This window comes from Thauera phenylacetica B4P, assembly GCF_000310225.1.
Taxonomy (GTDB): domain Bacteria; phylum Pseudomonadota; class Gammaproteobacteria; order Burkholderiales; family Rhodocyclaceae; genus Thauera; species Thauera phenylacetica.
The window spans coordinates 1-569 of sequence record NZ_AMXF01000576.1 but is presented as its reverse complement, the minus strand read 5'-3'; the positions used below and the strand labels follow the sequence as shown (position 1 = coordinate 569).

The 569-nt window shown below is 76.8% G+C and carries 1 protein-coding gene; it reads right to left on the bottom strand.

Going from position 1 to position 569, the window contains the following annotated elements; genetic code table 11:
- Nucleotides 1-131 precede the first annotated feature (131 nt).
- Nucleotides 132-569 (bottom strand): type II secretion system minor pseudopilin (locus C667_RS23770; RefSeq protein ID WP_004392175.1); only part of this gene is annotated, 438 nt, incomplete at its 5' end.

Sequence of the window (569 nt, the reverse complement as noted above, 5' to 3'; positions counted from 1 at the left end):
CTCGGCTGCGGGCCAGTGGCGGGGATCGCTGCGCCCGCGGTCGAGCGGCCGGCGCGCGGCGTCGAGCAGCACCCAGTCGGCGGTCGGCTCCTGTGGCCAGCGCTCGCCGGCGAGCAGCATCAGGGTGGTGGTCATGGCGTGTGGTACCAGAGGATGGCCGGCCAGTTCGACTCGCGGTCGAGCATGGCCTGCAGGTTCAGCACCGCGTCGCCATAGGCGGCGGTGACGGTGACGAGGAAGTAGCGGCTGCGCACGTCGAGCGCGCGCCCGGCGGGCAGGCCGGCGCCCTCGGGCAGGCGGCCCTGGAGGTCGCCGAGGTTGCGGAACCAGGCGCGCTCGCGCGCCGCGACCAGGTTGCGCGCGGCGTCCAGGCTCAGGCCTTCGAGCACCGCGGCGAGCACTTCCGCGCTCGCGGTGTTGATGTTGATCGGCGCCCCGGCGGGCGCGGCGACGACGTGGGGCTCGAGCGCCGCGAAGGTGGCGGGCGGAACGAGCCCGAGCACGACGAGCTCGCGCGCCTCGACCAGCGCGCGTCCGCCGCCGGCGTCCGCCTCGGCGCCGCCGCCGCC